Genomic DNA, 22,435 nt, shown 5'->3' on the forward strand with positions numbered 1-22,435 from the left:
CGAGTTCACGATGACCGATTCCGGTCTGCCGACCAGCGAACACCTCGAACACCTCGAGACCGACACCATCGCGGATCTCCTCGAGAACCTGCTGCCTGCCCCTGAGGCCCACCGCGCTCGTGAGCATGTGAAAGCGTGCCCGGACTGTCAGCTCACCTACGACGCCCTGCTGCAGCTCTCCGAGGATCTCGCCGACGAGGGCCGGAGCGACATCCCGATGCCGGCCGACGTCGCCGAGCACCTCGATGCCGTGATCAGCGCGGAGGCGGTTCGGCGCGCGTCGACGGTCGGCGTGCACTCGCTCGCCCAGATCCGCGAGGAACCACACCGGCACATTCCGAAGCTGCTCGGGGCGGCAGCGGCCGTCGTACTGATTGCTGCGGTCGGTGTCGGTGTCGTGATGGCGACCAAGGACCGCGCCGGCGAGAACGTGGCGAACACCAACCCGACGGCGATCCTGCCGACCGGGGTCGTGTCGCTGACGACGGCGCAGATCGCTCCGCAGGTCCAGCAGACCCTCGAGGGGAGCAGCGGCGTGGTGCTGAACGCCTCGGCCAACGAGGTCAGCTGCGCGAAATCCTTCGCCGCCACCCGCCCCAATCCGGAGGTCCGGTTGGTGCAGCCCGCCAGGATCGACGGGACGCGCGCCACCATCCTCGGTCTGCAGGGCGGTTCACCCCGGGACATCCAGGTCTTCGTGCTGACAGGCTGTGACGCCGGTGGGACCACCGGTACGTCGATCTACGACACCACGGTGACTCTCCGAAACCGCTGACCGCTTCGCGTGGGCCATTTGGGCGTTCCCGTCCCGTAATCGGTACCGTGGGAATGGTCGGCCTCAAGGATCCGTTGAGAACGACGTACCCGTCTCAACGATTCGAGGAACGCCTGCATGAGTGAGCGTAGCGAGCGAACGAATAGAACTGTTGACCTTGTCGCTCAGGCCGGAGCTGAGCGCAGCGAGGTGGAGGCATGAGCGACTCCGTGGTTCGCAACGTCATCATCGTCGGCTCCGGCCCGGCCGGTTACACAGCCGCCGTGTACGCCGCACGTGCGCAGCTGGAGCCGCTGGTGTTCGAGGGATCGGTCACCGCGGGCGGTGCGCTGATGAACACGACCGAGGTCGAGAACTTCCCCGGTTTCTCCGACGGCATCATGGGCCCGGCCCTGATGGACCAGATGCGGACCCAGGCGGAGCGCTTCGGCGCTGAGCTGGTCGCTGACGACATCGTGTCGATGGACCTGACCGGTGAGATCAAGTCGGTCACCGACTCGGCCGGCACCGTCCACCAGGCGCACTCGGTGATCCTGGCGATGGGTTCCGGCTACCGCAAGCTCGGTGTCGAGCACGAGGAGCGGCTGTCGGGCCACGGTGTCTCTTGGTGTGCGACCTGTGACGGGTTCTTCTTCCGTCAGCAGGAGATCGCGGTTGTCGGTGGCGGTGACTCCGCTATCGAGGAGGCCACCTTCCTGACCCGCTTCGCCTCCAAGGTGACGCTCGTGCACCGCCGTGGTGAGCTGCGCGCGTCGAAGATCATGGCCGACCGGGCGTTCGCGAACGAGAAGATCGACTTCGCCTGGAACTCCGAGGTCGCCGAGATCCAGGGCGACTCGAAGCTGACCGGCGTCGTACTGCGGGACACGTCGACGGGCGAGACGCGCGAGCTGCCGATCACCGGTCTGTTCGTCGCGATCGGCCACGACCCGCGCTCGGAGCTGATCCACGGCCAGATTCGTCTGGACGAGGAAGGGTACGTGCTGACGCGTGAGGGCAGCACGGAGACCAACCAGCCGGGCGTGTTCGCGGCCGGCGACCTGGTCGACCACACCTACCGGCAGGCGATCACCGCGGCGGGTAGCGGCTGTGCCGCGGCCCTGGACGCGGAGCGCTTCCTGGCGACCCTCGAGTTCGAGAACACCGTGGCGGCTGCGGCCACCGTTCCCGTCACTGTCTGAACTGTCTAGTCCTGACCTCACACCACCCTGAAGGAGATATCGCCGTGGGCGAGAAGATGAATGCCGTCACCGACGCCGAGTTCGACGCGACGGTTCTGAAGAGCGACAAGCCGGTACTGGTCGACTTCTGGGCCGAGTGGTGTGGCCCGTGCCGCCAGGTCTCGCCGATCCTGGAGGAGCTGAACGCCGACCACGGTGACAAGCTGACCTTCCTGAAGATGAACGTGGACGAGAACCCGGTCACCCCGAGCAACTACCGCGTCACCGGTATCCCTACCATCAACGTCTACGTGAACGGTGAGCTCGCGAAGTCCATCGTCGGCGCCAAGCCGAAGGCGGCACTGCTGAAGGAGCTCGCCGACTTCACGGCGTAATTCTTCTCGGTAGGACCTCCGTCCGCCACGGTAAGGGAGTTGTACATATGGGAGTTCCGCACGGTGTGTACCGGATCGGCGACAGCGGTGAGGCCGTGGCCGAGATCATCGGCAAGCTGCAACGACTGGGCTTGCTGACCGGCGGTCATGACGTCTACGACGAAGCGACCGCGCACGCCGTCCGGGGCTTCCAGCAGCAACGCGGCCTGATGATCGACGGGATCGTCGGCCCGCAGACCTACCGTGCGATCGACGACGCCCGTTGGCGGCTGGGTGACCGGCTGCTGACGTTCGTCGTCTCGCACGCTCAGACCGGGGACGACGTCCAGGCCCTGCAGGCCAAACTGCAGGAGCTCGGCTTCGCCGTCGCCCGGATCGACGGCATCTTCGGACCGGACACCCAGCGCGCGGTGACCGAGTTCCAGCGCAACATGGGCCTGCCCGCCGACGGGACCTGTGGCCCCTCGACCTTCAAGGCCTTGCAGCGGATCAAGCCGATGGCAACCGGCGGCCGCCCGGACGCGCTGCGCGCCTCGGAGGCCGTTCGCGCCGCCGGCCCGCGACTCTCCGGCAAGACCGTGGTCATCGACCCGGGCCACGGCGGTTTCGACTACGGCTGGGAAGGCTTCGGCCTGCGCGAGTCCGACGTCGCCTACGACCTGGCCGCGCGAATCGAGGGTCGGCTGGGAGCAACCGGCGTACGGGCGTATCTGTCCCGCGGCCGCGACCAAGGCCCCGACGAGCTGGCCCGCGCCGCCTTCGCCAACGAGACCGACGCCAACCTCTGCGTCTCCCTCCACACCGACGGCTCCGCGAACCCCGACGCCCAAGGCGTCGCCACCTACTTCTACGGCAACGACCTGCACGGCGCCTCCTCGAGCGTCGGCGAGCAGTTCGCCGGCCTCGTCCAGCGCGAGATCGTCGCCCGCACCGACCTCCTGAACTGCCGCACCCACGCCAAAACCTGGGACCTGCTGCGCCGCACCAAAATGCCCGCAGTCCGCCTCGAAATCGGCTACGTCACCAACCCCCACGACTCGGCCCGCCTCGCCGACGCCGCCTTCCGCGACGTCATCGCCGAAGCCATCGTCGTCGCCATCCAGCGCGTCTACCTCCCCCCGGAACAAGACGCCGCCACCGGCATGCTGAGGTTCGACGGCCTCACGGTCTAGTACGCCGAATCAGTGGATCCACACCGCTCCGTCGTAGTACTCGACGCACTCGCGGTGTATGTCGTCGCCGTCGTCGACCCAGGCGACGGCGACAGTGTCACCTTGGCAGGCAAGCATGCGGTCGAGTGATGCCCACAGTCCGCTCCACCCCGAGCAGGCAGGCCGGTGCAACGTCACCTGCCCACCGGACCACACCACTCCCTCGGCGACGGGTTGGTCGCCGTACCGCTGAATCAGCCAGAAACGTCGCGGCAAGGTCCACTCGGGATCAACTCCCCCCGTACTCACGGCGCCAACGTCCACAGTCGCTCGGCTGGCAGTTCCCTCGCGGGCATCGCCCATTCAGAGGGCGGATCGATCGTGACCCGTAGTCCGGCGTACGTGCGACCTATTGCTGCGGCATACCGCTCCGCGACCACAGAGTCCGACGCCAGATAGGAGCCGACCATCGTGTCGGTGCCCAGCCCACCGCAGGCCAGGAGCCAGACCCTCACCCATCGCACCGCTGTCTCCATCACCTGCACGCCTCCCGGTCTATGCGCTTCTTGAGTGCATATTGGAGATTGAAGGTAACCATATGCGCTTATGGATTGACTAGAGGCGCGACGAGTGCGAATACTTGAGGCCTCGGACGACGAAGGGAAGCCGCCCCATGGCTACACCGAAACTCAGGCTGCTCAGGCATGACTCACCCTCGGGGCCAACCTGCCCGGCTTTCTACGACGCCGGGGAGGGACAGTTGGCTGTTGTCGGGAAGATCATCACCGACCCGGCTGTGCTCGCACAGATGGGAATTGCCGACGACGAGATGGCCGTGATGATCCCCGAAAGTCTGGCGCCGGAGGTCAAGAATGCTTGACCTGGCTCAGGTCGGCGACTACTTCGACACCTACTTCACCCGGTCGGCGTTCCGGCTCGAGGCACTCGATGTGTACGACGTCGAGACGGACGGCGAGGACTTTGCGCGCTATCTCAGTGGCGAAGGCGAGCCCAACGCCGACTACAAGTCGGGTTGGCTGCAGCAGCTTCGGGATGACACCGCGGCGGGGAAGCAGTGGTCCCGGGTGCACGTCCTGTCCACCCCACTCAATGGCTACCTGCGATACGAGTGCGAGTGGGGCTACGCGTACAACATCTCCGCCGGAGAACAGGTCGGCATCATCGATCTCTCGGAGCAGGATCTGCCGGCCGGCCTCATCCTCGACGAGTTCTGGCTGTTCGATGACGAGCACCTCCTGCTCATGCACTACGACGACGCTGGGCACTTCATCGGCGGCGAGCCTCTGCCTGCCGACGACCTGCCGCGCTACCTTGCTGCGATGAAGGCGGCGACCGACGCGGCAGTGCCGTTCACGGACTGGTGGGCCCGGCATCCCGAAGAGCACCGAGCCAACCGGGCCGTCTGAACTGTGGATTCTCCCCGCGCCGCCCACGCGACACTCTCCGCCACGTTGCGACAGCTCCGGCTGGATGCCGGACTGTCGCAGATCGAGGCTGCTGCCGCGACCGGGCTGACGCAGGCAAAGATCTCTCGCCTGGAGAATGGGCGCTACACACCACAGCCCGAAGACGTGAAGCAGCTGGCCCGGGCCTACCAAGCATCCCCACAGGTCCGTCAGGAACTCGAGCAGACTGCGAGTGACCTCAGCGAGAGTCGGGTCTATTCACGCATCGTGCTCCAGCGCGGAGCATGGCGAATGCAACAGCAGGCCGGACGCATCGAGAAGGCGTCGGCACGGGTCCGCGCATTCCATCCGACCCTCGTCCCGGGACTGTTGCAAACGCCGGCGTACGCGCGAGCCATGTTCGCCTCCGTCGGCGTTGCCGGTGAAGAGCTGGAGCGGACTGTGCAGGCACGGATCGACCGACAGGCCCTCCTCGGCGCCGACCATGACTTCACCCTGCTACTCACCGAGGGCGCATTGCGGTGGCAGGTCACCAGCCCCAGCCTGATGGTGGAACAGATCGAGCACATCAGCCGGTCTACGCAACTGTCGAACGTGCGCGTCGGCCTCATCCCGTTCAGCCGGCCGACCGGGATCTTCGTGCAGGAAGGCTTCGACCTGTACGACGCCCAGGCCGTCATCATCGGTACCACTACTGCCACCGCGACGATCACCGACGATGCCGACGTGGCGGTCTACGACCAACTGTTCTCGGAACTCGAATCGCTGGCCGTTTACGACTATGCCGCCCGTCGTGAGCTCGACCGGATCGCTGAGGACTACCGGCTTCTACCCAACGAGCCGGTACGTCGGTAGGAAGATTGCTCGGGCCGCGCTAGCGCCCGAAGTCGTGGAGGCGTGAATTTGTTCCCTCCACGTAGCGTCCGACTGATCGGAGAGCCCGTCTCCGGGTCTTCGGACGTTGTCGCGTTCCGTTGCGCGGGAACGGGCGAGTGCCCGTGAGGCTGCGGCCGGCCCAAACCGGTTTGGGGAGTTCTACCTGTCGATCCCGGTCTGTTTTGCTCCCCGGTCTAGCCGAGCAGCGGGCGCCTGAGCGCCGAGCGCTGCCGTGGACGGGAGGTGGTCAATCTGTCACGGCGCCATTACTGTGTGCGTGACATTCTGACCTGGGGGTTGCCATGCTTCGCCTGCTCGGCAGTATTTGTGTTGTCGCCACGCTTCTGACTTCGGCGCCGACTGCGGAGGCGGCCGAGGCTGGGCGGTTGGTGGCTGTTACGGATCAGAGCTATGACTCGCCGTCGGCGGCTCGGATTCGGTTGCTGGATCCTGCGGTGGCCAACTGGGGTACGGCGGCGGCGCTGAAGTGGACGTGGTCGCCGACTAGCGCCAATGGGTTCTCTGGGTTGACTGGGGCTTGGGGGTTGCCGTCTGACGTGAAGTTGCGGATGAAGGGCGATGCGTACGTCGCCGTTGTCACGGACTCGCGGGGGCTTGCAGCGCTGATCGGGTATCCGAGTGGGCAGCGGCTGTGGGCCGTGAACGTTGGGTCGGCCAACAATCCGCACAGCGCCGAGCTGCTGCCGGACGGGAACGTCGCCGTGGCTGCCAGCAACGGCGGCTTCATCCGCGTGTACACCGCCTCGCAGGGATCGTCCTCCGGCAACTACGCCAGCTACGCGCTGCCTGATGCGCATGGCGTTCAGTGGGATCCGGTGCGGCAGGTGCTGTGGGTGCTCGGCGGGAGCAAGCTGGCCGCGCTGAAGATCACCGGTACGGCGGCCGCGCCCAAGCTGGAGGAAGTTTCGACCGTTCCCGGGCTGACCGGCGGTGGGCACGACCTGACACCGGTGCTGGAGGACCATGACCGGCTCTGGGTGTCGACCGGTTCGAAGGTGTACCAGGTGAGCAAGTCCGCGGCCGCGATCGTGGCGACCTTCGACCAGGATGCGATCAAGAGCGTCAGCAGCATGCCGAACGCGCAGCAGGTGCGGACCACCCCGAAGAGCGGGTGCCGGACCGGATGGTGCACCGACACAGTCAACTTCGCCGTACCGGCTGCGTCGCGGACGATTCCTGGTGCGGAGATCTACAAAGCCCGGGTGTGGAGTTCGCGGTATGAGTAGACTGCCTACATGAAGGGCACAGCATGAAGGCAGACGTTCTGCGCGGGCACCTCGATCCGATGATCCTGGCGGTTGTCGAGACCGACCCGCTGCACGGCTACGCGATCATGGAGGCGCTGCTCGAGCGGAGCGGCGGTGCCCTCGACCTGCCGACCGGCACGCTGTATCCGGCGCTGCGCCGGTTGGAGCGGGCCGGTTACCTGGCCAGCGAGTGGCAGACGGTCGGCGGGCGCAAGCGGCGCACGTACCAGCTGACTTCGTCCGGGCAGAAGATGCTTGCCTCCGGCAAGGAAGAGTGGCTGAGCTTCCGGACCGTGGTGGAAGGCGTCCTACGCCCGAACGAGGCGTAACGCCTGCAGCGCGACCAGCAACAGCGGCGCGACGACGAACGCGCTGACCGGGATGACGTCGAGGTGTCCGGAGGTGCTGCTCGACTCGAGCGTCATCGACACTCCGCCGAGACTGACGATCACGGCACTCGCCAGCGCGAACACTGCGGTCACTCGGCTCCCGTGCTGCCGCACAACGGCGTACCGCTGACCGAAGTTGGTGGCCAGCACGGCGATCACCGCGCCGGCAATCGAAGCGCCGCCGATCCAGCGCACCAACTGCTCAAGGAGAACGCTCAGCTCGCTGGGACCGTTGAGATCCTGGTTCCAGCCCCATACGCCGGGCTGCCAGATCAGCGGCTGCAGGATCATCACGCCGAACAACAGCGCAGCCGTGTTGCGGCTCTGCGCGACCGACAGCTCTTCCCGGTACGCCGGGACCACGTCGGACAGTCGGCCGAAATCCGCGACAGCGGCGCGCTCGGCCGCCGTACGGGTGAGTCCGTCCGCCTCGAATGCCTCGGTCGCGTCGACCAGGTGATCGCGCGCCTCGGCCAGCAGGTCGGCCCGCTTCCGGCGCGGGCCGGGCAGGGCTTTCCGTAGACCCGCCAGATACTCGTCGACAGCCACGTCCTCATTGTCCGCGAACCGGGGTCCGATCACGTCGGGGATTTCACTGACGCAACCCTCGATCGGCGACGGCTGCGCAGAACCAAGAATCCGACGTACGAGATGACGATGAGCGCGAAGCCGACCTTCTCGGCAGTCGGGGCGGCGCCCTCGGGCCAGATCGTGCCGTCGAGGTAGTGGCTGATGTAGCCCCGCGGATAGACGTCCTCGCCACCGCGGCGCAGGAAGTACTTCTCCGCGCCGGTCAGCGGGCAGTCGTAGTCGATGAGGACGATCGCGAGGCTCCAGACCACGACGGCGAGATGCGCCCAGACCACCTTCGGCCACCGCCAGGCGAGGAAACCGCCCACCACGAAGAACAGCAGGAACGCCGCGTGCAGCACGAACATCACGTCGGCCAGGAGCCGCCAACCCATGTCAGTGCGTCCGGGCCGGCGGTGTCGACTCGCGAACCGTCACCGGCGGCGTCTGCTCGGGCCGGATCGCGCCCATCACGCGCTCGACCGCCGCCTCCATCTCGCTGCGCCAGGTGATCGCCGAGCGGAGATCGAGGCGCAGCCTGGGGTGCCGCGGATGCTCGCGGACGACGCCGAAGCCGACCGCCGTCAGGAAGTCGGTCGGCCACACACAGCCCGGCCGATCCCAGCGAGAGTCACCGAACGCCTCGATGGCCCGGAAGCCACGCTTGAGCACGTCCTTCACCACCCCCTGCACGAGCACCTTGCCCAGGCCCATGCCGAGGTAGCGCGGCAGAATGCGACCAGTCGCCAGTACGACGGCATCCGCACTGACCGGCGCAGTCGGGAACGCCTGGGTCCGCGGCAGGTAAACGGCCGGCGCGTAGACCGCATAACCGGCCAGCTCGTCGTCGACGAACAGCACCACCCCGGCCGGTCCCCAGTCGAGCAGGATCTGGGACAGCCACGCTTCTTTCTCCAGCGCGGTATCGCCGTTGCGGCCGGCCTGGCGGGCGGCGACCGGGTCGAGCTCCCAGAACACGCAGTCACGGCATGGAGCTGGTATCTCGCCGAGCGTGGCGAGTGTCAGCGGTTCCAGCCGGCGGACCATCAGCCAGCCGTTCCAATGGGCGGATAACCGACTGTTAGCTCGGTCACTTTGCGTCCCCGTCGACTTATCGAGTCGCCGGCGCCGGCGCGGGGGCCGGTGGCCGCACATCCGGAGTCTCGGCCGCCCGCGGAGCGACGTACCGTTGCTGCACCTTCGCGGCCGGTTGCCGCCGGAACAGCTCTCCGGCGAAGCCCGCCAGCACTCCCAGCAATAATCCACCGGCTGCGACGCCGACCGTCTTGCCCACGCTCATACCCGTCTGCCTTCCGCCGTCCTGCCCCTATAAGGCATGGTAGTGAGAGGTCGCGCCGTTCCACACCCCAGGCGCGAATGGGCTATCGGGGTTAGCCTGGTGACCTTCCCCTCGTAGACCTTTGTGGAGTGGCTCCGTGAGCGCTGACGTGCCCGATGTCCGGCAAACCCGTCTCGACAACTATGTCGACCGGTATGCAGCACGGACCAAGGGCATGACCGCATCGGAGATCCGCGCACTGTTCTCGGTCGCCAGCCGGCCCGAGGTGGTCTCACTCGCCGGTGGGATGCCGAACATTGCCGGCCTGCCGCTCGACGTCGTCGGCAGCGCCGTTCGCGACCTGGTCATCGACCACGGCGCGGTAGCGATGCAGTACGGCTCCGGTCAGGGCGATCCTGGTCTGCGGGACCAGATCTGCGACGTGATGCGGCTCGAGGGCATCGAGGCGCACCCTGACGACATCTGTGTCACGGTCGGCAGCCAGCAGGCCGTTGACCTGGTGACGCGCGTGTTCTGCGATCCGGGCGACGTGGTCATCGTCGAAGCGCCGTCGTACGTGGGTGCGCTGGGCGTGTTCCGCGCGTACCAGTGCGAGGTCGTCCACGTCGAGATGGACGACAACGGCGTCGTGCCGGAGGCACTGGAGCAGGCGATCGCGACGGTCCGCGCGGCCGGCAAGAAGATCAAGTTCTTCTACACGATTCCGAACTTCCACAACCCGGCCGGGGTTTCGCTGTCCGACGAGCGCCGCAAGCGGGTGCTGGAGATCTGCCAGTCCGCGAACCTGCTGATCCTCGAGGACAACCCGTACGGCCTGCTCGGCTTCGACGGTGAGCCGCAGCGCGCGCTGCGCGCCGAGGACCGCGAGGGTGTCATCTACCTTGGCTCGTTCTCCAAGACCTTCGCGCCGGGTTTCCGGGTCGGGTGGGTGGTTGCACCCCATGCGGTGCGGGAGAAGCTCGTGCTGGCTCAGGAGTCGGCGACGTTGTGTCCGCCGGTGTTCAGTCAACTGGCCATCTCGTCGTACTTGACCAGGCATGACTGGCTCGGTCAGGTGAAGCAGTTCCGCGAGATGTACCGCGAACGCCGGGACGCGATGCTCGCCGCGCTGACCGAGAAGATGCCTGCAGCAACGACCTGGACGAAGCCCGGTGGTGGCTTCTACGTCTGGCTGACACTGCCGGAAGGCCTTGATGCCAAGGCGATGCTGCCGCGCGCGGTGACGGCACGCGTCGCCTACGTCCCCGGTACGGCGTTCTTCGCGGACGGCTTCGGTTCGCAGTGCATGCGCTTGTCGTACTGTCACCCGACGCCGGAGCGGATCACCGAAGGTGTCTCGCGACTGGCCGCGGTGATCAACGAGGAGCTGGAGCTGCGGCACACGTTCGGGCCGCTGAGGCCGGGCGCGAGCCACGGTTACGAAGCGCCGGGTCCGGAATTGAGTTAGCCCTTCTGGGCAAAGGTTCCGCCAGGGATCTCCAGGCGACGGGAGATCGTTGATTCGCTAGCGGTACCGTCTCAGTGGGCCTCGGGACCGGCGCCCGCCGGATGTCGCCTTCGAGTGATCGGGAAATGTGTGATGAGTGATCTGGGTCGAGTGCTGGTACTGGCCGGCGGACTTTCGCATGAGCGGGATGTCTCGCTGCGCTCAGGCCGACGCGTCGCCGACGCCTTGCGCAGTGTCGGGGTCGAGGTCGAGCAGCGGGATGTCGACGCGAGCCTGGTCGACCGGCTCCGCGAGGACGCTCCGGACGCGATCTTCCCCGTTCTGCACGGCGTGACCGGTGAGGACGGCGCCCTGCGCCAGGTCCTCGACCTGTACGGCGTTCCTTATGTCGGCGCTGATGCGGCCGCCTGCCGCACCGCCTTCGACAAGCCGGTCGCGGCGACGATGGTCGGCAAGTCCGGGCTGCACACCCCGGAGTCGGTCGTGCTTGGCCATGACACCTTCCGTGAGCTCGGCGCTGCCGCGCTGATGTCGGCGGTCGTCCAGCAGATCGGTCTGCCGCTCGTGGTGAAGCCGGCCCGCGGTGGCTCCGCGCTTGGCGCGTCGATCGTCCGCTCCGCTGAGGAGCTGCCGACGGCGATGGTGAACTGCTACGCGTATGGGCCGGTTGCGCTCATCGAGCGGTACGTCGACGGCATCGAGGTTGCGGTCACCGTGGTCGACACCGGTGACGGACCGCGCGCACTCCCGGCGGTCGAGATCGTGCCGGACTCGGGGTTCTACGACTACGAGGCGCGCTACACGGCGGGGGCGACAGAGTTCGTCGTACCGGCTCGGCTTGCTGCTGATGTCGCGGACGCTTGCGCTGCGGCCGCTGTGACGGCGCATGTGGCGCTGGGACTGCGTGACCTGTCGCGGTCGGATCTCGTGGTCGACGCGGACGGCGTGCCGTGGTTCCTGGAGGTCAACGTGGCGCCGGGCATGACGGAGACGTCACTGGTCCCGCTCGCGGCCGAGGCCGCTGGGATCGAGCTCGGGGTGCTGTGCCGCGACCTGCTGGCTGCGGCCGCGGCTCGTTGAGATGACCCCCGAACGGCCCCTGTGGCGGACGGCGTTCTCGCCGCGCTGGTCTGCATTGCTGCTGCTCGCGCTGGCGATCGCCGGGACGATGTCGGTCCTCGGTGTGTGGCAGTTGGATGTCTACCGCTCGAAGACCGCCGAGGCCACGGCCAAGCAGGCACTGGCAGCGCCGGTTGTTTTGCAGTCGCTGTTCTCGGTTGACGAGGGCCTACCGGCGAAGGCTGTTGGCCGGCGCGTGACGGTCGCTGGGACCTGGGGTCCGGCGGCCGACCAGGTCTTCATCGCTGACCGGCGCCACGGCACCCAGGACGGCTTCTGGGTGGTCAGCCCGGTGAAGCTCGAGACCGGCGCCGTGATGGTCGTGCGTGGCTGGGTCGCGACGGTGGACGACCCCGCAGGCGTTGCCCCGAGTGGGCCGGTGCAGTTGTCCGGATCTGTGGTTGCCTCCGAGGCCGCCGACTCATCCGGCGATGCAGCCAAGGGCCGAGTGCTGTCCTCACTGCGCATCCCGACCCTCGTGCACATGGTGACTTACCGCCTGTACGACGCCTTCGTCGTACAGACTGCGCTGGATTCGGGCACCGTCCCGTCGCCTGCGCCGGCCGCCGTGACGCCGCCTTCACCGCCGACCGATCACGCCGGTCTGCGCAATGTGGCCTACGCCTTCCAGTGGTGGATCTTCGCTGCTTTCACGTTGTGGATGTGGGGCCGAATGGTCCTGGACGCCCACCGCGCCACCGACGAGGACGACGACGCTCCCCTCAAGCAGGACCAGGAAGTTGAGCCCGTCGGCTCAAGCGGTACCGTTTCAGCGTGACCTCACCAGCAGACGCCACTGCCAGCTCGCAGCTCACCCCCGCCGTCCGCGGCGCACTGACCCGCTACCGGGTGATCGCGTACATCGTCGGTGTGATGCTCCTGCTGCTGCTGTTCGTCGCCATGCCCTTGAAGTACCTCGGCGACAACCCCGCCGCCATGAACGTCATCGGCCCGATGCACGGCTTCCTGTTCGTGGTCTACCTGCTGGCCACGTTCGACCTCTTCCGCCGCGTCCGCTGGACCCTCCCCCGGCTGGTCCTGATGGCCGTCGCCGGCACCATCCCGTTCCTTTCGTTCTACGCCGAGCGCAAGACCACCCACGAACTCCTCGGACGCTAATCCCGTTGAGCGGGGCCGACCACCGCCCCGCTCACTCCAGCTGACGCGCCCTTGCCACGTAGGACCGTCGGCCCTGTGCGCGCCACTCAACTGCGTGACATCACCGCAGCCACTCGGGTGAGCTGGAACTCGATCCACCACGACCGGCCCGCTGACTTCTCGCGGGTGGAGGGTCGGCTCTCAGCGACGAAGAGGTGGCCGCCGCGGGCGATGTCACCGGTCGGCGCGTTCTTCAGCTCGCCTGTTCCTGCGGCGACGAAGCTCTCTCTTGGGCGCAGCTCAGTGCATCAGTCACTGGGGTCGACCTCTCCGAGGTCGCGATTGAGTTGGCGTGTACCAAGTCGGTCGAGGCTGGCATTCCGGTCGACTTCCGGCGGGCTGACATGTTCGACCTACCGGCCGACCTGGTTGACCTCGATCTGATCTACCTCAGTTGGGGTGCGATCTGCTGGGTGCGTGACCTCTCCGTCTGGGCCACCATGGTCGCCGATCGACTCCGACCCGGCGGCTCAATTCTGATCGCCGACCATCACCCGATCTGGGAAGTGTTGACGGTGACCGGCCCGAACGGCCTGACCGTCAGCACCGATTACTTCGGTCGCAACACCCCGCGCTCCACGATCGACAACGTGAAGCTCCCCACTGGCGCTCGCGATACACCGGAGCCGCCGGCCTTCACCGTGTTCGTCTGGCCGCCGTCCGACATCATCACCGCACTACTCGCGGCCGGGCTCCGGCTCACCCACTTCACCGAGTTCCCCATTGCCGACATGTACGGCGGTTTGAGTGTCGCCGCAAGTCACCTTCCGGCGACATATTTGATCCGCGCACCCCGAGATGTTTCACGTGGAACGGAACCGCGTGTCGGCAAGTAGCTTTGTCGATATATCTACCGATTCGTGAGAGTCGCGATATTCCTCTGAGAGCGCGATTCTCAGCGGACCTGGAAAGACACCGAGATCCGGTCGGCCCGGAGAATCCGTCCTACAGAGGAATATCGGCGCCCCGAAATCACCCCGCACCGGCACCGATCACAGCGCGGAGCCCGTCGAATTCCACCGTGTTGCTCGACTCCCCAAACTGGTTTGGGGAGCGGGCCACGCCGGAATCGGTTGGCTGCGCTCCCCAGTCAGATGTCCCCGTTTCGCACCCACCGATCCCGTTGTGCTCATCCCCCACCTCGCCAGCCGCGGACGCACGCCACACAATTCCCGCATGCTCGCGCATCTCTCCGGCAGCCACACGCGCACCGCTCACATAGGGCAGCGCTCACATGGGCAGCGCTCCCACGCAGCCAGGATCACTCGCTCCGCGCGTACGTGCAGCTCCCGACGTCACGTGCGCATCCCTGCCCTGTGCGTACGCGCCTACACGCATCCCCACCTCACACACACTCCGATCCACGAGCACCTCGGCCCGCGCACATCCAATCCAGGGACCGCGCGATCCAGCGGCATCCGACACCGCAGCCCCGGGTGTCGGCCGACAACTACGCCGGCTGGCGACGCACCCGCTGAGCCACAGATCGCCGTACCGGCGCACCCTGGGGCGTTCTGTCAGCGCCGATGGGCGGGCACAAAGAAAAGCACGCCGCCCGAGCGCACCGGAGAATCCCTCTCACAGAGGAATTCGGAGGTGCGGGGACGACGTACTCAGGGGTGGAGCTAGTCGGTCTTCTTGTTCGGGTCCATCAGCGTGACGATGCGCTCGAGGTCGTCGATCGTTGCGAACTCGACGGTGATGCGGCCCTTGGTCTTGCCGAGGTCGACCTTCACCCGGGTCTCGAAGCGATCGGAGAGGCGGTCGGCCAGATCCACCAGCCGCGGAGCGACCGGCTTGTTCCGGCGGCGTGCGGGTGTGGGGTCGTCGCCGTTCATGTCGCCGAGGGCGACAATCTCTTCGACTGTCCGAACCGAGAGTCCCTCGGCCACGATGCGCTGCGCCAGCCGCTCGATGGCGTCGCCGCTCGGCAGACCCAGCAGGGCCCGCGCGTGACCAGCCGACAGGACGCCGGCAGCAACCCGCCGCTGCACACCAGCGGGCAGCTTCAGCAGCCGCAGCGTATTGGAGATCTGCGGACGAGAGCGGCCGATCCGCGTCGCCAAGACCTCCTGCGTGCAGCCGAAGTCATCCAGCATCTGCTGATAGGCAGCGGCCTCTTCGAGCGGGTTCAGCTGGCTGCGGTGCAGGTTCTCCAGGAGCGCGTCGCGGAGCATGACGTCGTCCGAGGTGTCCCGCACGATCGCCGGGATCGTGGTCAGCCCGGCAAGCTGGGTGGCGCGCCAGCGGCGCTCCCCCATCACCAGCTCGTACTTGTCAGCCTCGCCCTCGAGCCGGCGAACCACGATCGGCTGCAGGAGCCCGATCTCCTTCACCGAGTGGACGAGCTCCTCCATCGCGTCTTCGTCGAAGACAGAGCGCGGCTGCTTCGGGTTCGGGGTGATCTTCCCGACCTCGATCTCCGCGAACTCAGCACCCGGTACGACGGCGAGCTCCGGACCCGACCGCGGTACCGGCGGAGCGCCGGGGATCGAGTTCGACTTCAGCCCCAGGCTCGGCGGAGTGCCGGGCGCGGGGTTGCTGGGGATCAGCGCGCCCAGGCCGCGGCCGAGGCGGGTGTTCATCGTGCTCCCTCAAGGTTGTTCCGCATCGCGATCTCGCGGGATGCCTCCAGGTACGACAGCGCGCCGGCCGAGGCCGGGTCGTAGGCGAGCACGGTCTGACCGTGGCTCGGTGCCTCCGAGATGCGCACCGAGCGCGGGACGGCCGTCCGCAGTACCGCGTCGCGGAAGTGACCGCGAACCTCGGCTGCGACCTCACCGGCGAGCTTGGTGCGGGCGTCGTACATGGTGAGCAGGATGGTGGAGACGTCGAGCCCAGGGTTCAGGTGCGACTTCACCATGTCGATGTGGCGGAGCAGCTGAGACAGACCCTCGAGCGCGTAGTACTCGCTCTGGATCGGGACCAGCACCTCGCGGGCCGCAGTCAGCGCGTTGACGGTCAGCAGACCGAGCGACGGCGGGCAGTCGATGAAGACGTAGTCGTACTTCTCGCCGGCGGCCTCGGTCTCGGCCAGGTGCGCATCCAGGACCCGCTTCAGCCGGCTCTCCCGAGCGACGATGCTGACGAGTTCGATCTCGGCACCGGCCAGGTCGATGGTCGCCGGGACGACCTGGATGCCAGGGTGCTCGGCGCAAGGCTGGAGCAGCTTGCTCAGCGGCTCGTTCTCGATGATCGCCTCGTAGACCCCGGGGGTGCCCTCGGAGTGGTCGATCCCGAGTGCCGTGGAGGCGTTGCCCTGGGGGTCGAGGTCGATCACCAGGATGCGGGCGCCGTACAGGGCGAGCCCGGCGGCGACGTTGACCGTCGTGGTGGTCTTACCGACGCCACCCTTCTGGTTCGCAACCACGAAGACCCGGGTCTCGGCGGGCAGCGGGAACTCGCGGCCCATTGTGCGTCCTTCATTCACCAGCAGGGTCCGTTCGGTGGCGGCGGCGATCGGAGTCTCGAGAAGTCGTCGCTGTAGCTCGTCCGACGTGGCCCGCGCGGCGATCTGTGCGGCAGTCATAGCGCCCATTCCAATTGGTGCGGGACTCGGCCCGAAGAGGATGTCAGTGGGGGTTGGTGCGGCTCTGCCCACAGGTCCATCCACAGGCCTCTGTGGACGAATCCCCCCGTAAGAAGGCAGTTTCGTGCGGTGGTCATCCACAGGCAGTGGAGACTCGGACGGGTTCGTGTCGGCATCAACCAGGGATGCCGTTTCACGTGAAACACCATCATCTCCCGAACCTGCCGTTTCACGTGAAACGGCAGGCGGTGTGGACGGAGGAGTGAGATCGAGACCACTGGCCGCAGCAGCCCGGAGGGCCGCACCATCGGCAGGTGGCTGGAATTCGGTGGGCCCAGCCGGACCGGGAGCGCTCGCGAAGTTGTCGTCCATTCGAGCCGACTCAACCGGAGCCGCGTCGATTGAAGACGTCTCCCCGGGAGTCGTTCCGGCCGGGGCCGCCTCAGCTGAAGCCGCGTCGGTCAAAGCCGCATCGGTTGAAGCCGCGTCGAACGGATCAGCATCCGTGGAAGCAGCGTTCACTGGAGCCGCGTCGACTGGAGCCGCATTCACGTGAGCCGCGTCGACTGGAGCCGCATTCACGTGAGCCGCGTCGACTGGAGCCGCATTCACGTGAGCCGCTTCGGCCGGAGCTGCGTCGACCGGAGCGGTGTCGACCGGAGCGGTGTCGGGTGAAGCTGACCCCGCCGGGGCTGCGTTAGGCGAAGCCGGCTCGACCGGAGATGCGTCAGACGAAGCCGACTCGACCAGGCCTCCGGCAACCGGCGTGGCTTCGGCCGATGCCGATCCTACCGAAGCCGCATCGACAGGTCCGCCGACAGAGGCTGAGGCGGCCGGAGTCGGCTCGGGAGAAAGCGATGTGTCGACAGGGAGAGATTTGCCGACGGGAGGGGCTTCTACCGAAAAAGTCTCGGTGGGTGCGGCCGCAGGGGCCGCTGGTGAGTCGGGGGCTGGTGAGTCGGTAGCCTGCTTGGGCTCCGTGGCAGCTGGAGAGGCCGGCGAGGCCTCCGTCGGCCATCCGATGCCCTGTGACTTGCCCGGCTCCCCGGTGCTCTTCTCGGGCCACCCGAGGGCACGACTCACCAACCCGCTCACCTCCCAGATCTCCCGCGCCGGGATCCCCCTGCAGCACGTCCGGCCACAATACTCACGACAGTCGTCGGCTGGGCCAGTTCATCCGTGCCGAGTTCATGAATATGCCAAAGCTCTGCACCAAGGGCCGAAAGTTCGCTCTCGGAGGCCGCCAACTCCTCCTCGGCGGACTCCCCCTTCATCGCGAGCATCAAGCCTCCCTCGACGCAGACCGGCAAGCACCACGCCGCCAGTTTGCCCAACGGCGCAACTGCCCGCGAAGTCACTACGTCGTACGACGCTCGTGGCAGCTCCTCGGCGCGAGCCCGGACCACGGTGGCGTTCTCGAGCTCCAGTGCCTCGACCGCCTCTTCGAGGAAGGTGGTCCGCCGCAGCAGCGGCTCGACCAGCCCGATCTCGAGATCGGGGCGGACGATCGCCAGCACGATCCCGGGCAGTCCGGCGCCGGTGCCGATATCGGCGACCGAGGCCCCCTCGGGGATCAGGCGCTCCAGCACGACACAGTTCAAGAGGTGCCGGTCCCACAGGCGCGGAACCTCCCGCGGGCCGATCAGGCCGCGCAGGGTTCCTTCAGTGGCCAGCAGTTCTGCATAGGCCGTAAGCGGCGCCGCCGCCCGTGGATAAAGCTTCTCCACGAGCGGCGGCGTTTCACGTGAAACGGAGGAATCGGAATCGGTCATGCGGGCTGGACGACCACGCGACGCCGGGGCTCTTCGCCCTCGGACTCGCTCGTCAGGCCGGCGGCGGCCACCACGTCGTGGACAACCTTGCGCTCGAACGGCGTCATCGGGTCGAGCTTCACCGCGGCGCCGGAGGCCTTCACCTCGTCGACGGCCTTGCGGCCAACCTCTTCCAGCTCGGCCTTCCGGTTCGCCCGGTAGTTCGAGACGTCCAGCATCAGCCGCGAGCGCTCACCGGTCTCCCGGTACACGGCCAGGCGAGTGAGCTCCTGGAGTGCCTCCAGGACCTTGCCGTTCTCACCGACCAGGTTCTTCAGGTCCGCACCGACGATCGAGACCGCAGCGCGGTCGCCGTCGATGTCCATATCGATGTCGCCGTCCAGGTCGGCGATGTCGAGCAGTTCCTCGAGGTAGTCGGCAGCGATGTCGCTCTCCGCCTCCAGGGCCTTCAGTCGGTCCGCAGCGGTCGGCTTCGCCAACTCAGTGTTCTCCAGGCCGTCAGTCACGGCGTACTCCTTCATCATGTCGAGGCCCGCCCCACGGGGACCCAGGCCAAAGAAAGCTTTCAGCGCACAAAAGACACAGCAAGAAGCTCAGTGGCAGGCGCAATCAGCGCGAGCCCGGCTTCTTCTGGGCGGCCCGGCGCTGCGCGGCAGTCTTTCCCGCGGGCTGGCGCTTGCCGCTCGTTGCCTTCTTGGCGGCCGGCTGCTTCTTGGCAGCAGCTGCCTGCGGCTTCGGCGCTGCATCCTGCGGAGCCGCCTGACCGTTCGCCGCGGCTGGCTCGCTGCCGACAGGACCGGTCTTGCGGTCGCTGCGGGACTGGCGCTTCGGCTGCTGGCGCTGCCCCGGACGACGGTCGGTCAGGGTGTCACCCTCGGCATCCGCGCCCACGATGCCCTCGTCGGTCGGACGGCCGGCGCGCAGGTTGTGCTCACGCTTGCGGGCCTCCATGGCGTCGTACGCCGGAGTGCCGGGGGCCGGGTTGCGGCGGATCACGTAGAACTGCTGGCCCATCGTCCACAGGTTCGAGACGAACCAGTAGATGAGCACACCGATCGGGAAGTTGAAGCCACCGATCAGGAAGAAGACCGGGAAGACGTAGAGCATGATCTTCTGCATCTGCGCCGCCTGGCCCTCGAGGGCCTCCTTCGGCATGTTCTTGCGCATCAGCTGCAGCTGCGTGATGAACATCGTGGCGGTCATCAGGATGATCAGCACGACCGCGACGATCTTGACGTTCGTCGAACCGGGGCCGCTGCCCGCCTTCAGGAAGGTCTGCGAGATCTCCGCACCGAAGATCTTCGCGTGCTGCAGCGAGTTGACGTACGGATCCATGATCGAGCTGTGCGTCTTACCCTTCGACGCGTAGTCGAGCACCCGGAACAGGGCCAGGAAGATCGGCGACTGCAGCAGCAGCGGAAGGCACGAGGAGAACGGGTTGGTGCCCGTGTCCTTGTACAGCTTCATCATTTCCTGACCGAGCTTCTCCCGGTCGTGGCCGTACTTCTTCTGCAGCTCCTTCATCTTCGGCTGCAGCAGCTGCATGTTCCGGCTGGAGCGGATCTGCCGCACGAACAGCGGGATCAGCAGGGTCCGGATGACGATCGTCAGACCCGCGATCGACAGCGCCCACGCCCAGCCACTGTCCTTGTCGAACACCTGGGAGAGCAGCCAGTGCCAACCCACCAGGAGCGCCGAGACCGCCCAGTACAGCGGCGTCATGACGGCGTTGAAAACGTCTACGATCCCGTCCCACAAGGCGAATTGGGGGACAATCAGATCAATCACTCAAGCACCTCGCTGCACAGGCCCGGCGTCCGCCGACGGCCCGGGCTGATTGGCGGAGACAGACTCTCCGCGGTGGTCGACATCTGTGGGTGGAACGGGGTCGTAGCCTCCGGGGTTCCACGGGTGACAGCGGGCGAGTCTCCTCGCCGCCAGCCAGCTACCGCGCACCGCACCGTGGCGCTCGACCGCCTGGAGGGCGTACGCCGAACAACTCGGGTAGAACCTGCACACCTGCCCGTACAACGGGCTGATCAGCAGGCGATAAAGCTTGAGGAATCCGATGATCCCACTCTTGACGGGATTTCTTAGTACCGACGTCACCTTCATCGGATACCCGACAGCCGGCTCAGCGCGCCGTCGACATCCGTGACCAGTTCGTCGTACGACGCCGAGGCGGCCGACGGAAGGGCACGGACGACGATCATGCTGCCGGCCGGGAGATCGGGAAGGCGCGCGGCCATCACGGCGCGCAGACGACGGTGGACCCGGTTCCGGAGAACCGCGTTGCCCACCGCCTTGTTCACCACGAATCCGACACGGGCAGGGTCGGACCGGACAGTGTCGTCCGTTCCGGCCCCGGGCAAAAGATGGACCACCACCGCGCGCCGGCCCGCCCGACGTCCAGCACGGACGGCGCGGCGGAAATCGTCGGACCGGCGTAACCGGTTCGACGCAGGCAACACGGGGTGGTCACCGACGAAGGGTCGCTCAGGCCGCGAGGCGCTGACGGCCCTTGTTACGGCGGGCCGCGATGATGGCGCGCCCCGCACGGGTACGCATCCGAAGACGGAAGCCGTGCTTCTTGTGCCGGCGACGGTTGTTCGGCTGGAACGTCCGCTTGCTCACTGGAATGACTCCGGTTACTCGAGAACTCGATGGTCGGCAGCTCCAGGAATCAGAACTGCCGCTGATGCGGTCCTGCACGCCATCGAGATCCTGAAGGTCCCGCCGGGAGCGCAGCACGAAAGGGCCGGTTCAACACCGACCGATCCACGGTACGTGGACGCCTGTGGACAGGTCAAACCAGGTATCCCCAGAATTATCCACAGGCCCTGTGGACAGAATAGTGGATGACGGCCGAAATCCCATCCTGCCGGACAGTGATCAGACTGATCACCAATCGCAACCACGCACCACGACTACGCTCCGGCGTCTACCCGACACGCCGCAAGTTGCCCCCAATTTGAGCTCCATAGCCTGTGGATGACGGCTTGAAGCAGCGTGGGCAGACTTGTTAGCGTCAGCCCCTCACACCAGAGGTCCCGCCGCCCGCATCGGTAACCAACCCGATCCAGCCGTCGTTCACAACTGTGGACAACCGTGTGGACAATGCGGTGTCGGGTCCAAGGTCGCGTCACCGGATGAGCAGTCCGGAGGGCACCGGCCGCCGCAGCGATGGAATTCGGGGAGCAACGCGTGGTCGAGGACCATACCGCCGGTACTGAGTACACGGCGGCGGACTACACCGCAGTGGAGAAGTCTGAGGAGAAGCACCGGCACGACGGCGAACCGCCGCTGAACCGGTACACCCTCAACTCCGACGAACAACCCGGTACGACGAGCGCCGACCTGCGCCCGGAGCCGGCGACCGACTTCCGCTCCGAAGTCCCCCCGGCTCCGACTCCGGACCAGCTCGACTTCCTGGTCCCGCCGCCGACCCCGCGCCGGCCCCAGCCGGAGCCCCGGACCGAGAACCACCTCAGCCCTTCACTGCCGATCCCGATGCCCGAGCCGCTGGCCCCGCGCGAGCGGCCCGCGGCCGAGTACCGGCCTGAGCAGCCGATCGCCGAGCAGCCGAACCCCAGGCCGCAGCCCCCTCAGCCGCCGGCCAGTACGTCGTACTTCAGTCCTGCTCCGCCTGTCGCTGGTTCGAGCTGGCGCACGGATCAGACGACCAGCTGGAACAGCGCGCAGCACCACCCCGAGCACGATCCCGTTGGCGACGAGCAGCCGTCGTACGGCCATCGCACGACCGAGTACAGCACCGAGCGTGCGCCCGAGCGGCCCATCGAGCAGCCGGTGCAGCCGCGCCCGGAGGAGATCGTCGAGCTCCCCGCGCCGCAAGCAGCAGAGGTGCCGGTTGAGCGAGCGCCTGAGCCGTCGATCGAGCCGGCGCCCGAGCAGACAGCGAGTGCGACACCTGTCCCGACACCGAACCCAGTCCCCGGCTGGGTGATCAGCGGTGGACCGGCCTCCGGGCCGATGCGGAACGAGGGTGATGGACGGGCAGATGCTGACAGCCCGACCGCAATCAACCCCAGCCCGGCCAACCCCAGCTCGCAGGTCCCGAGCGCACCCTCCCCCGCCGAGC

Annotated in this window: 28 protein-coding genes and 1 pseudogene; 15 read left to right on the forward strand and 14 right to left on the reverse strand. The window is 67.0% G+C overall.

The genetic code is table 11. The features are described from left to right. The first annotated feature begins 10 nt into the window (after positions 1-10). The 4 genes from E1263_RS04260 to E1263_RS04275 all read left to right on the forward strand — a co-directional run bounded on the left by E1263_RS04260 (position 11) and on the right by E1263_RS04275 (position 3,502). Positions 11-775 carry an anti-sigma factor family protein gene (locus E1263_RS04260; protein ID WP_132165549.1) on the forward strand — a complete coding sequence of 255 codons (765 nt, stop codon included), beginning with the start codon at positions 11-13 and terminating at the stop codon, positions 773-775. Positions 776-972: 197 nt separating this feature from the next. After that, positions 973-1,956 (forward strand): thioredoxin-disulfide reductase, encoded by a 984-nt coding sequence (trxB, locus tag E1263_RS04265; RefSeq protein ID WP_132165551.1) that lies wholly within the window; start codon positions 973-975, stop codon positions 1,954-1,956. A 56-nt stretch (positions 1,957-2,012) separates the two neighbouring features. Then, positions 2,013-2,330 carry a thioredoxin gene (trxA, locus tag E1263_RS04270; protein WP_165956461.1) on the forward strand — a complete coding sequence of 106 codons (318 nt, stop codon included), beginning with the start codon at positions 2,013-2,015 and terminating at the stop codon, positions 2,328-2,330. 47 nt (positions 2,331-2,377) lie between these two features. Continuing rightward, complete coding sequence (locus E1263_RS04275; RefSeq protein ID WP_132165555.1) at positions 2,378-3,502, forward strand: N-acetylmuramoyl-L-alanine amidase; 1,125 nt, start codon at positions 2,378-2,380, stop codon at positions 3,500-3,502. Between the two features lie 9 nt (positions 3,503-3,511). On the opposite strand, the gene E1263_RS04280 is transcribed toward E1263_RS04275, so the two are convergent. Further along, positions 3,512-3,790, reverse strand: coding sequence for a hypothetical protein (locus E1263_RS04280; protein ID WP_132165557.1), 279 nt, complete (start codon positions 3,788-3,790; stop codon positions 3,512-3,514). Then, on the reverse strand, positions 3,787-4,005 hold the full coding sequence (locus E1263_RS04285; RefSeq protein WP_238161068.1) for a hypothetical protein: 219 nt from the start codon (positions 4,003-4,005) through the stop codon (positions 3,787-3,789). Before E1263_RS04285 ends, E1263_RS04280 begins: the two co-directional genes overlap by 4 nt. Positions 4,006-4,154: 149 nt before the next feature. Here E1263_RS04285 and E1263_RS42525 point away from each other — a divergent pair, with 149 nt between their 5' ends. From E1263_RS42525 to E1263_RS04305, 5 genes are all read left to right on the forward strand, one after another. Further along, positions 4,155-4,361, forward strand: coding sequence for a hypothetical protein (locus E1263_RS42525; RefSeq protein WP_165956457.1), 207 nt, complete (start codon positions 4,155-4,157; stop codon positions 4,359-4,361). Then, entirely contained in the window at positions 4,354-4,908 is a 555-nt protein-coding gene (locus tag E1263_RS04290; protein ID WP_132165561.1) for a DUF6879 family protein, read from the forward strand. Before E1263_RS42525 ends, E1263_RS04290 begins: the two co-directional genes overlap by 8 nt. A gap of 45 nt (positions 4,909-4,953) precedes the next feature. After that, positions 4,954-5,763, forward strand: a complete 810-nt coding sequence (locus E1263_RS04295) for a helix-turn-helix domain-containing protein (protein WP_165956458.1) — start codon at positions 4,954-4,956, stop codon at positions 5,761-5,763. A gap of 323 nt (positions 5,764-6,086) precedes the next feature. Further along, positions 6,087-7,031 (forward strand): DUF6528 family protein, encoded by a 945-nt coding sequence (locus E1263_RS04300; RefSeq protein WP_132165565.1) that lies wholly within the window; start codon positions 6,087-6,089, stop codon positions 7,029-7,031. 23 nt (positions 7,032-7,054) lie between these two features. Next, entirely contained in the window at positions 7,055-7,381 is a 327-nt protein-coding gene (locus E1263_RS04305; protein ID WP_132165567.1) for a PadR family transcriptional regulator, read from the forward strand. Here E1263_RS04305 and E1263_RS04310 read toward each other — a convergent pair. The 4 genes from E1263_RS04310 to E1263_RS04325 all read right to left on the reverse strand — a co-directional run bounded on the left by E1263_RS04310 (position 7,361) and on the right by E1263_RS04325 (position 9,311). Continuing rightward, positions 7,361-7,990, reverse strand: coding sequence for a permease prefix domain 1-containing protein (locus E1263_RS04310; protein WP_238161069.1), 630 nt, complete (start codon positions 7,988-7,990; stop codon positions 7,361-7,363). The two genes, E1263_RS04305 and E1263_RS04310, sit on opposite strands and share 21 nt — an antisense overlap. Before the next feature lie 29 nt (positions 7,991-8,019). Continuing rightward, complete coding sequence (locus tag E1263_RS04315; protein WP_132165569.1) at positions 8,020-8,406, reverse strand: DUF2784 domain-containing protein; 387 nt, start codon at positions 8,404-8,406, stop codon at positions 8,020-8,022. 1 nt (position 8,407) lies between these two features. Continuing rightward, positions 8,408-8,989, reverse strand: a complete 582-nt coding sequence (locus E1263_RS04320) for a GNAT family N-acetyltransferase (protein WP_238161070.1) — start codon at positions 8,987-8,989, stop codon at positions 8,408-8,410. Positions 8,990-9,122: 133 nt separating this feature from the next. Continuing rightward, complete coding sequence (locus tag E1263_RS04325) at positions 9,123-9,311, reverse strand: hypothetical protein (protein WP_132165573.1); 189 nt, start codon at positions 9,309-9,311, stop codon at positions 9,123-9,125. 136 nt (positions 9,312-9,447) lie between these two features. Between E1263_RS04325 and E1263_RS04330 the strand changes: the two genes are divergently transcribed. From E1263_RS04330 to E1263_RS04350, 5 genes are all read left to right on the forward strand, one after another. After that, positions 9,448-10,758, forward strand: coding sequence for an aminotransferase-like domain-containing protein (locus E1263_RS04330; RefSeq protein ID WP_132165575.1), 1,311 nt, complete (start codon positions 9,448-9,450; stop codon positions 10,756-10,758). A 132-nt stretch (positions 10,759-10,890) separates the two neighbouring features. Further along, a complete protein-coding gene (locus E1263_RS04335; RefSeq protein WP_132165577.1) occupies positions 10,891-11,838 on the forward strand; it encodes a D-alanine--D-alanine ligase family protein in 948 nt (315 codons plus the stop codon). 1 nt (position 11,839) lies between these two features. After that, the gene (locus E1263_RS04340) at positions 11,840-12,655 is read left to right on the forward strand and encodes an SURF1 family protein (protein WP_132165579.1); all 816 of its coding nucleotides are present in this window, start codon (positions 11,840-11,842) and stop codon (positions 12,653-12,655) included. Beyond that, positions 12,652-12,996 carry a DUF3817 domain-containing protein gene (locus E1263_RS04345; RefSeq protein ID WP_132165581.1) on the forward strand — a complete coding sequence of 115 codons (345 nt, stop codon included), beginning with the start codon at positions 12,652-12,654 and terminating at the stop codon, positions 12,994-12,996. Before E1263_RS04340 ends, E1263_RS04345 begins: the two co-directional genes overlap by 4 nt. Before the next feature lie 194 nt (positions 12,997-13,190). After that, on the forward strand, positions 13,191-13,871 hold the full coding sequence (locus E1263_RS04350; RefSeq protein WP_132165583.1) for a class I SAM-dependent methyltransferase: 681 nt from the start codon (positions 13,191-13,193) through the stop codon (positions 13,869-13,871). Positions 13,872-14,660: 789 nt separating this feature from the next. Here the strand turns inward: E1263_RS04350 and E1263_RS04355 are convergent. The 8 genes from E1263_RS04355 to rpmH all read right to left on the reverse strand — a co-directional run bounded on the left by E1263_RS04355 (position 14,661) and on the right by rpmH (position 20,970). Continuing rightward, positions 14,661-15,620, reverse strand: a complete 960-nt coding sequence (locus E1263_RS04355) for a ParB/RepB/Spo0J family partition protein (RefSeq protein WP_132165585.1) — start codon at positions 15,618-15,620, stop codon at positions 14,661-14,663. Continuing rightward, positions 15,617-16,564: a ParA family protein gene (locus E1263_RS04360; RefSeq protein WP_272949644.1), complete on the reverse strand. Its 948-nt coding sequence runs from the start codon at positions 16,562-16,564 to the stop codon at positions 15,617-15,619. The genes E1263_RS04355 and E1263_RS04360 overlap by 4 nt, the downstream gene beginning before the upstream one ends. 1,091 nt (positions 16,565-17,655) lie before the next feature. Continuing rightward, positions 17,656-18,336, reverse strand: a complete 681-nt coding sequence (rsmG, locus tag E1263_RS04365) for a 16S rRNA (guanine(527)-N(7))-methyltransferase RsmG (protein WP_132165587.1) — start codon at positions 18,334-18,336, stop codon at positions 17,656-17,658. After that, the gene (locus E1263_RS04370; protein WP_420323370.1) at positions 18,333-18,842 is read right to left on the reverse strand and encodes a Jag family protein; all 510 of its coding nucleotides are present in this window, start codon (positions 18,840-18,842) and stop codon (positions 18,333-18,335) included. Before E1263_RS04370 ends, rsmG begins: the two co-directional genes overlap by 4 nt. A 103-nt stretch (positions 18,843-18,945) precedes the next feature. Beyond that, positions 18,946-20,058, reverse strand: a complete 1,113-nt coding sequence (gene yidC, locus E1263_RS04375) for a membrane protein insertase YidC (RefSeq protein ID WP_420323371.1) — start codon at positions 20,056-20,058, stop codon at positions 18,946-18,948. A gap of 66 nt (positions 20,059-20,124) precedes the next feature. After that, positions 20,125-20,451, reverse strand: coding sequence for a membrane protein insertion efficiency factor YidD (gene yidD, locus E1263_RS04380; protein ID WP_132165591.1), 327 nt, complete (start codon positions 20,449-20,451; stop codon positions 20,125-20,127). After that, positions 20,448-20,894, reverse strand: coding sequence for a ribonuclease P protein component (gene rnpA, locus E1263_RS04385; RefSeq protein ID WP_337590269.1), 447 nt, complete (start codon positions 20,892-20,894; stop codon positions 20,448-20,450). Before rnpA ends, yidD begins: the two co-directional genes overlap by 4 nt. Further along, positions 20,833-20,970 (reverse strand): 50S ribosomal protein L34, encoded by a 138-nt coding sequence (rpmH, locus tag E1263_RS04390; protein WP_132165595.1) that lies wholly within the window; start codon positions 20,968-20,970, stop codon positions 20,833-20,835. The genes rnpA and rpmH overlap by 62 nt, the downstream gene beginning before the upstream one ends. Positions 20,971-21,540: 570 nt before the next feature. On the opposite strand from rpmH, the pseudogene E1263_RS04395 reads away from it, so the two are divergent. Next, positions 21,541-22,435: pseudogene (locus E1263_RS04395) on the forward strand (hypothetical protein); the annotation flags it as partial.

This window comes from Kribbella antibiotica (assembly GCF_004349055.1).
GTDB classification, from domain to species: domain Bacteria; phylum Actinomycetota; class Actinomycetes; order Propionibacteriales; family Kribbellaceae; genus Kribbella; species Kribbella antibiotica.

Excerpts from the sequence above, each read along its gene's own strand:
- E1263_RS04260 (WP_132165549.1), top strand. The coding sequence starts at position 11 with ATGACCGATTCCGGTCTGCCGACCAGCGAACACCTCGAACACCTCGAG.
- trxB (WP_132165551.1), top strand. The coding sequence starts at position 973 with ATGAGCGACTCCGTGGTTCGCAACGTCATCATCGTCGGCTCCGGCCCG.
- trxA (WP_165956461.1), top strand. The coding sequence starts at position 2,013 with ATGAATGCCGTCACCGACGCCGAGTTCGACGCGACGGTTCTGAAGAGC.
- E1263_RS04275 (WP_132165555.1), top strand. The coding sequence starts at position 2,378 with ATGGGAGTTCCGCACGGTGTGTACCGGATCGGCGACAGCGGTGAGGCC.
- E1263_RS42525 (WP_165956457.1), top strand. The coding sequence starts at position 4,155 with ATGGCTACACCGAAACTCAGGCTGCTCAGGCATGACTCACCCTCGGGG.
- E1263_RS04290 (WP_132165561.1), top strand. The coding sequence starts at position 4,354 with ATGCTTGACCTGGCTCAGGTCGGCGACTACTTCGACACCTACTTCACC.
- E1263_RS04300 (WP_132165565.1), top strand. The coding sequence starts at position 6,087 with ATGCTTCGCCTGCTCGGCAGTATTTGTGTTGTCGCCACGCTTCTGACT.
- E1263_RS04305 (WP_132165567.1), top strand. The coding sequence starts at position 7,055 with ATGAAGGCAGACGTTCTGCGCGGGCACCTCGATCCGATGATCCTGGCG.
- E1263_RS04315 (WP_132165569.1), bottom strand. The coding sequence starts at position 8,406 with ATGGGTTGGCGGCTCCTGGCCGACGTGATGTTCGTGCTGCACGCGGCG.
- E1263_RS04325 (WP_132165573.1), bottom strand. The coding sequence starts at position 9,311 with ATGAGCGTGGGCAAGACGGTCGGCGTCGCAGCCGGTGGATTATTGCTG.
- E1263_RS04335 (WP_132165577.1), top strand. The coding sequence starts at position 10,891 with ATGAGTGATCTGGGTCGAGTGCTGGTACTGGCCGGCGGACTTTCGCAT.
- E1263_RS04340 (WP_132165579.1), top strand. The coding sequence starts at position 11,840 with ATGACCCCCGAACGGCCCCTGTGGCGGACGGCGTTCTCGCCGCGCTGG.
- E1263_RS04355 (WP_132165585.1), bottom strand. The coding sequence starts at position 15,620 with ATGAACACCCGCCTCGGCCGCGGCCTGGGCGCGCTGATCCCCAGCAAC.
- E1263_RS04360 (WP_272949644.1), bottom strand. The coding sequence starts at position 16,564 with ATGACTGCCGCACAGATCGCCGCGCGGGCCACGTCGGACGAGCTACAG.
- rsmG (WP_132165587.1), bottom strand. The coding sequence starts at position 18,336 with ATGACCGATTCCGATTCCTCCGTTTCACGTGAAACGCCGCCGCTCGTG.
- yidC (WP_420323371.1), bottom strand. The coding sequence starts at position 20,058 with ATGACGCCGCTGTACTGGGCGGTCTCGGCGCTCCTGGTGGGTTGGCAC.
- yidD (WP_132165591.1), bottom strand. The coding sequence starts at position 20,451 with ATGAAGGTGACGTCGGTACTAAGAAATCCCGTCAAGAGTGGGATCATC.